The organism is Pseudoalteromonas sp. APC 3355, from assembly GCF_030407615.1.
In the GTDB taxonomy this organism is placed as follows: Bacteria; Pseudomonadota; Gammaproteobacteria; order Enterobacterales; family Alteromonadaceae; genus Pseudoalteromonas; species Pseudoalteromonas distincta.
The window spans coordinates 730,621-737,095 of the sequence record NZ_JASDDB010000001.1 but is presented as its reverse complement, the minus strand read 5'-3'; the positions used below and the strand labels follow the sequence as shown (position 1 = coordinate 737,095).

At 36.8% G+C, this 6,475-nt stretch carries 9 protein-coding genes and 2 tRNA genes; 8 read left to right on the top strand and 3 right to left on the bottom strand.

Features of this window, described 5'->3' with window-relative positions; translation table 11 throughout:
- Position 1 precedes the first annotated feature (1 nt).
- The 7 genes from QMA08_RS03205 (at position 2) to QMA08_RS03175 (ending at position 4,162) form a co-directional block, all read left to right on the top strand.
- Positions 2–77: transfer RNA gene (locus tag QMA08_RS03205), tRNA-Lys, on the top strand.
- Positions 78–218: 141 nt separating this feature from the next.
- The gene (nadA, locus tag QMA08_RS03200) at positions 219–1,259 is read left to right on the top strand and encodes a quinolinate synthase NadA (protein ID WP_002962419.1); all 1,041 of its coding nucleotides are present in this window, start codon (positions 219–221) and stop codon (positions 1,257–1,259) included.
- A 176-nt stretch (positions 1,260–1,435) separates the two neighbouring features.
- A tRNA-Ser gene (locus QMA08_RS03195) sits at positions 1,436–1,525 on the top strand.
- Positions 1,526–1,711: 186 nt separating this feature from the next.
- The gene (locus QMA08_RS03190; protein ID WP_290173695.1) at positions 1,712–2,953 is read left to right on the top strand and encodes an integrase domain-containing protein; all 1,242 of its coding nucleotides are present in this window, start codon (positions 1,712–1,714) and stop codon (positions 2,951–2,953) included.
- Between the two features lie 42 nt (positions 2,954–2,995).
- Positions 2,996–3,448 carry a hypothetical protein gene (locus QMA08_RS03185; protein WP_290173694.1) on the top strand — a complete coding sequence of 151 codons (453 nt, stop codon included), beginning with the start codon at positions 2,996–2,998 and terminating at the stop codon, positions 3,446–3,448.
- Between the two features lie 254 nt (positions 3,449–3,702).
- Positions 3,703–3,882, top strand: a complete 180-nt coding sequence (locus QMA08_RS03180; RefSeq protein WP_290173693.1) for a hypothetical protein — start codon at positions 3,703–3,705, stop codon at positions 3,880–3,882.
- Between the two features lie 100 nt (positions 3,883–3,982).
- Complete coding sequence (locus QMA08_RS03175; protein ID WP_290173692.1) at positions 3,983–4,162, top strand: hypothetical protein; 180 nt, start codon at positions 3,983–3,985, stop codon at positions 4,160–4,162.
- An 87-nt stretch (positions 4,163–4,249) separates the two neighbouring features.
- On the opposite strand, the gene QMA08_RS03170 is transcribed toward QMA08_RS03175, so the two are convergent.
- Entirely contained in the window at positions 4,250–4,525 is a 276-nt protein-coding gene (locus QMA08_RS03170) for a hypothetical protein (RefSeq protein ID WP_290173691.1), read from the bottom strand.
- Positions 4,526–4,901: 376 nt separating this feature from the next.
- Here QMA08_RS03170 and QMA08_RS03165 point away from each other — a divergent pair, with 376 nt between their 5' ends.
- Entirely contained in the window at positions 4,902–5,204 is a 303-nt protein-coding gene (locus tag QMA08_RS03165; protein WP_290173690.1) for a hypothetical protein, read from the top strand.
- Positions 5,205–5,260: 56 nt separating this feature from the next.
- Here QMA08_RS03165 and QMA08_RS03160 read toward each other — a convergent pair whose 3' ends face one another.
- Positions 5,261–5,431, bottom strand: a complete 171-nt coding sequence (locus tag QMA08_RS03160) for a hypothetical protein (protein WP_290173689.1) — start codon at positions 5,429–5,431, stop codon at positions 5,261–5,263.
- A 280-nt stretch (positions 5,432–5,711) separates the two neighbouring features.
- Positions 5,712–6,452 (bottom strand): hypothetical protein, encoded by a 741-nt coding sequence (locus QMA08_RS03155; RefSeq protein ID WP_290173688.1) that lies wholly within the window; start codon positions 6,450–6,452, stop codon positions 5,712–5,714.
- Positions 6,453–6,475 lie beyond the last annotated feature (23 nt).

Sequence of the window (6,475 nt, the reverse complement as noted above, 5' to 3'; positions counted from 1 at the left end):
CGGGTCATTAGCTCAGTTGGTAGAGCAGTTGACTTTTAATCAATTGGTCGATGGTTCAAATCCATCATGACCCACCACTCTCTAATACTTTCCTTTATATTCTTTTTTAATTTCCCACTTTATTTTTTATAAACAGCCTTACTAGTTTGCTGTTATTTGCTTTCATATTCTCGTATAATTCGCCCTAATTAATGCACTGTAGATAAGTGGTCGAGAACATGAGTCTAGCTCAAACTATTATGCCTGAAGGTTATATTTTCCCCCCTAAGCCAGCACCGTTAACACAAGACGAGCAAGGCGAATATAAAGCGCGTATAAAACAATTACTAAAAGATAAAAATGCAGTACTTGTTGCCCATTATTATACCGATCCTGAAATTCAAGCACTTGCTGAAGAAACCGGCGGCTGCGTTGCCGACTCGCTAGAAATGGCGCGTTTTGGCGCACGTCACGACGCAGATATGATTATTGTTGCTGGCGTAAAATTTATGGGCGAAACAGCCAAAATTTTAACGCCAAATAAAACGGTTGTTATGCCAACGCTTGAAGCAACATGTTCGTTAGATATTGGTTGCCCGATAGACGAGTTCTCTGCGTTTTGCGATCAGCACCCAGATCGTAAAGTCGTTGTATATGCAAACACGTCTACGGCTGTTAAAGCACGTGCAGATTGGATTGTAACTTCATCATGTGCACTTGAAATAGTAGAGCACCTCGATGAGCAAGGCGAAAAAATCATTTGGGGCCCAGATAAGCACCTTGGTAGTTATATTCAAAAAAATACCGGTGCTGATATGCTTATGTGGAATGGCGCATGTATTGTACATGACGAGTTTAAAACAAAAGCACTTAAAGACATGAAAGCGCTACACCCAGATGCAGGCGTATTAGTTCATCCTGAGTCACCAGCAGAAATAGTTGCTCTTGCCGATTCGGTTGGATCTACGAGCCAATTAATCAAAGCAGCGCAAACAATGGACAATAAAAAGTTTATTGTAGCAACTGATCGCGGCATCTTTTATAAAATGCAGCAACTATGTCCAGATAAAGAGTTTTTTGCGGCTCCTACGGCAGGTGAGGGCGCTTCATGTAAAAGTTGCGCACATTGCCCTTGGATGGCAATGAATGGCTTAAAAGCGATTGAGGAAGCCCTCATAAGTCCTAAAGGCAAAGAAGTATTCGTTGATATGGATTTACGCGAAGGCGCACTTAAATCCTTAAATCGCATGCTTGAGTTTACTGCGAGCATGGCTAAATAACTTTTAAATTATAAATTAAAAACGGTTAAGTCTTAGATTTAGCCGTTTTTTTGTGCCTATAGGTATGTGTTGCTTGATTAATAAGCATTTAAAGGCCCAAATTTAAAAATGCCTTGCACCTTGAGGGTCTATTTCATACTATAGCGCGCTGTTGCATTACACAATTGCAGCACCGTGGAGGGATGGCTGAGTGGCTGAAGGCGCACGCCTGGAAAGTGTGTTTAGGTTTATCCCTAACGAGGGTTCGAATCCCTCTTCCTCCACCATTATTCAATATTAGGACGTCTCAGGACGTCCTTTTTTGTGCCTGTAACAAATATAAATCAATGACTTGGCGTTTCATGGCGTCCTATAGCATCCCACCAAAGCTTAAAGCTTTAGTATCTTTTATGGTATTCCTTTAATAAAATGCCATAATAAGGAATACTAAATTAGAGTGGAGTTAATTTATTATGGCAAGAGCAGCTAAGCAGCTTACCGATACAGCGTTAAAAAAAGCAAAAACAGAAGATAAAGATCTTATTTTATCGGATGGCAACGGTCTACAAGTAAAAGTTAGAAAGAGTGGTTCAAAGCTCTGGAACTTTAACTACTACCATCCAATTACAAAAAAGCGTATTAACATGGGGTTAGGCAAGTATCCCGATATATCTATTGTTAATGCTAGAAAGCTCGCGCAGGAAGCTCGAGAACTAGTTGCTTTAGGGACTGATCCAAAAGAGCATAGAGATGAAACCTTAGCTTTTAAACGGGCTCAAGAAGAGTTAACTCTCAATAAAGTAGCTTTAGAGTGGTTTGAGGTTAAAAAGCCTGATTTTACGCAAGCTCATGGCGAAGATATTTGGCGATCGTTAAATAACCATATACTGCCGGTTATTGGTAAATACCCTATTGGCAAAATTAACGCACCACAAGTAATAAAAATATTAAGGCCTATAGAGGCTAAAGGTACTCTAGAAACAGTTAAGCGTTTGAGCCAACGATTAAACCAAGTGATGACCTATGCAGTTAATAGTGGTTATATTCAAGCTAATCCGCTTGCTGGAATAAAAGAAACATTTAAAAAGCCGCAAAAACAAAACATGCCTTCGTTAAAACCAGAAGAGCTGCCTGAATTGATGCAAACGCTTGCAACGGCGTCAATTAAACGAGTAACCCGCTTTTTGATTGAATGGCAGTTACATACTCTTACCCGCCCAGGTGAAGCGGCCGGTACTCGTTGGGATGAAATTGATTTTGAGAATAAACTATGGATTATCCCAGCTGAACGAATGAAAAAGCGCAGAGAGCATGCCATTCCTCTATCAAATCAAGCTATAGAGTTATTAGAATCAATAAAACCAATTTCAGGGCATAGAGACTTTATTTTTCCGTCAGACAGAAACCCGAGAACTCATATCAACAATGAGACAGCTAATATGGCTCTAAAACGCATGGGGTTTGAAGGCCGCTTAGTAAGCCATGGCTTGCGCTCGCTTGGCAGCACTACATTAAATGAGCATGAGTTTAATCCAGATATAATAGAAGCCGCATTGGCGCATGTAGATAAAAACCAGGTTCGCTCTGCTTATAACAGAGCTGATTACATAGAAAAACGTAGAGAGCTAATGAATTGGTGGAGCGACCATATAGACAAAGCATCTCAAGGATTATTATCTATATCAGGTACAAAGCATCTATCGAAGGTAATTTAGTGTTTTATTTTTACAGTTAGTACTATATAAGAGTTGATGTTTATGGAATCGTATAGCCTTATTTTATTTTGTATCTGTATTATCTTTTATGGTTTGCTGATATTTATTACTCATCAAAAGCAAAAAAATGAATTTAGACAGTATCAATTAGACCAAGAAGAAAAAGAATTACATCTAACGAGATTAAATGAGTTAGAAATTGAGCTTCGAACTCTAATTGATAAATTAGCGCAGAGTGGAGGAAGTATTCTGTTGTTGAGAGAGGAGTGCAATTTTAAAATAATATACAAAGCATCAAACAAAATACTCTTAGATTTCCAATATGATTTATCTCAGAATGAATTTTTAATTATATCGATTTTTCTAAAAAACTATCGTTATTACAAAGATCGTTATGTAACTAAAGCTTGGCTGCTAGATAAAATAAGAGAAACTATACTCGATAGGTATAGTGGAACTAGACGCTGTCCTTTAGGGGAATATATTGAAAATTAAGAGGTCTGCTGCAGTACTGTGTTGTGAGCAAAGAAAGCTATTTTAATACAAATCATTCAATCACTTAGTGAAGCAATGAGCTGGTTAGAAAGGGAGTTAAGTTGGGATGTGCCTGCGACAGAGCTAAGACATTTAACTGGTAGAATTGGGGAGCTTTACGCTGCACTAATTACGAATGGACGTATGGCAACAGAGGTTAACCAGGCGGGCTATGATGTACAGGCGAGCGTATATCAGTTAAAACAACAGGTAGGATGCATACAGGCAGCCATATTAGCTTTAATACTAATACGTTAGAATTGGTCGATCGTATAATTATTTTAAGAATCAATACAGACGAAATGCAAGTTGAAACTTTGTTAGATATGCCAGTTGAGCAAGCTAGATTACTAATGAGTGATGCAGCAACGGGTAAAAGCTGTATTACAATGTAACTCATTAGGTGTCTAGCAAACTATAGGAAGACCAATAAATCCACCGACAAAACCACGTATATTACTAAATGTAAAAGAAGCAACATGGAAGAACTACAAATTGCTGGAGCTTGAAAACGGCACAATTGAAGTATTTTTAAATAATGAGCTTGTAACACCAAGTAAGCCTTACTTACGTGATATTGCTAAAGAGTTAGGGGTTTCAATTTTAAATGGCAACGGAAATCCATTTAATACGCGTCAGCTGGGAGCCTTGTTGATTAAAGAGCTAAGCGTATAGTTATAAAAATGCGGATAAAAAGAAAACGAAAAGATCTAAAACAAGTGTTTGGGTTGTATCCGGAGGTAAGGTATCGCCAAGATAAGTCTATATGTTGTGTTTAATATGCTTATTAAATAAGTACTCAACTTTATCAGGGGTCATTTTAGTTCCCCGGCATGATGGTATTTTATTTTCAATAAATAGTGTTGATAAATCATCTAATGGCCAAGGTGACTTAGCATTAACTAGAATTTTATAAAGCTCAGTGGACGCTTTTAAAAATTCACGTGAGTAAGTAGTCGCCCAACTACCTGAGCCATGATTCGTTGGTAGATACTCTCCTTGATATTTCTTACACTCCTTTAGAAGTCTGTTAACCACATTTACTTTCTTTTTTGGTATAAACACTTGTCGCACTTATATTCACCATGCACCTGTCATTATATCTCAATAGTATATCGTATTCTCCATTTGCTAAAAATACAAAAAGTGGCAAAATAAAACAAAAGTCCGTTGAACATAAATAATAACTTTAGATATATACAGACGCCCCCAAATTAGCATCAGTTTTAACAAGGAGCTAGTTTATGAATAAAGCTGAAGTACACCGTAATAAAGTCCAAGAAATCATCTGCGGCAAGACTTAACCTACATTGTGTATGTAGCTTACAAAGTTCATTCTGGCTTTGTTAGACATTGGAGTAAGCTATATTGGTTAGGAATATTTTTAATGTGATGTAGGGCTATAAGGATAAAAATGAAACAACTAAATACCTACGATAGCAGAGATGAAGCTGAAAAAGCTGTCTCGCTAATAACTGGCGAAAAGCGCTTAGCTAGTGAGCGTGATGGAACAGAAATTATCTATAACCTATTTGGAGAAGCTACCTGGGGTAACTTATATAAATTGAATATGTTCAACTTACCTGAATTACAAAAGCTAGTAGAACTGAAGAATAAAACTCAAGCTTACGATCAGTTTAGACATAAAGAAATCATTTCAATGCTAAGATATGCAGCTAAGTCGTTCGACTTACAAATTCCTGAGCATTGGCTTTGAATTGACTCTAGTTCTTTACCTTATAGGACCTAGTTATCAACTATGTAACGCTGAAACTATAGATAGATTTTATTATCTATTGCCCAATTTTGGGCCTCTTTTAATGATGAAAACCTTTCTGGGTAGGGTTTACCACCTTTAATAATACCAAACTGTTTAGTATCTTCATTTTCTAATATAAGAATGTCTGTGCCTGGCCAGCGGAAACCATTTTTACCTGGGATCATCATCAGTTCAGAACAATCTTGCCCGACCTTTATTTCTCCCTCATATTTTCATGTTTCAAAACACCGAGATATCTAATGTTTTTTTGATCAAACATTTCACACGTAGCTGCAGGGAAATCTAGAGAGTACGTTCTAATAAATTCCCACCCCAAATGCGGAATGCCAGGTTTGTTCCAAATCCTTTTACTCATATTTACAACTTCAAATTAATATAAAAAACATCTATTTAGTAATTATACCACTAGAAAACTGGAGGCATACAATATGGTGTCTATGATAGCTACTTTACAAAAAGCTCAAAATTAATCTCTTTATTGGCATATTCTTCCATTTCAATGTCAGTCATACACAAAGGGCAATCTTTAATGTCAAAACGATTTTTATCGAGTTTATCAATATTATAAGAGCTAACATTATTACGAATATAACCAAACATGCCTGAGACCAAGGCATGTAGAAGAATAAATTGGTTGATTTGGTAAAAAGCTCTCTCTTGTTTATTCATTATATTTTTGTCAGTAAGTAGGGTGGTTATTCGGGAATCGAAAACCTGTATGCAATTAATTACAATAATTAAATGCTCTACTAACTTTTGGTCTTGTGGCACAGATTCTTCAATAAACTTTTCTACGCGTTTAAATGCCTGCTCAGGTATGTTGGGCTTAACCTTTAATTCAAATACTTCGTTTCCCTGATGAAGCTTTTCTAACAGCTGTATTAAAGACTTCATATAATCACATAGCTCTGCCAAAGCTATCGGCATGAAAGCTTTAGCTGCATTTCTTTTTCTTTGCATGTTGTAATGTTCAGCTATTTTAGAACTATGGACAATTAGCAATGTGGATAGGAAGGCAATAATTGCTGCATTAAATGTTTGCCATTCTTTCCATGTTGAAATGGCTGGCTGCCAGCCATTATCTATAGGGATAATAATCATCAAACAAACATAAATCCCAAGTAGAATGCATATGAAAACTTTAAATATTTTACTCTGTAAAACAGACTCAATTGCTGCAAACATATTGACTTATCACCATAATTGTT

Excerpts from the sequence above, each read along its gene's own strand:
- QMA08_RS03155 (WP_290173688.1), bottom strand. The coding sequence starts at position 6,452 with ATGTTTGCAGCAATTGAGTCTGTTTTACAGAGTAAAATATTTAAAGTT.
- QMA08_RS03165 (WP_290173690.1), top strand. The coding sequence starts at position 4,902 with ATGAAACAACTAAATACCTACGATAGCAGAGATGAAGCTGAAAAAGCT.
- QMA08_RS03190 (WP_290173695.1), top strand. The coding sequence starts at position 1,712 with ATGGCAAGAGCAGCTAAGCAGCTTACCGATACAGCGTTAAAAAAAGCA.
- QMA08_RS03160 (WP_290173689.1), bottom strand. The coding sequence starts at position 5,431 with ATGATCCCAGGTAAAAATGGTTTCCGCTGGCCAGGCACAGACATTCTT.
- nadA (WP_002962419.1), top strand. The coding sequence starts at position 219 with ATGAGTCTAGCTCAAACTATTATGCCTGAAGGTTATATTTTCCCCCCT.
- QMA08_RS03185 (WP_290173694.1), top strand. The coding sequence starts at position 2,996 with ATGGAATCGTATAGCCTTATTTTATTTTGTATCTGTATTATCTTTTAT.
- QMA08_RS03180 (WP_290173693.1), top strand. The coding sequence starts at position 3,703 with ATGCATACAGGCAGCCATATTAGCTTTAATACTAATACGTTAGAATTG.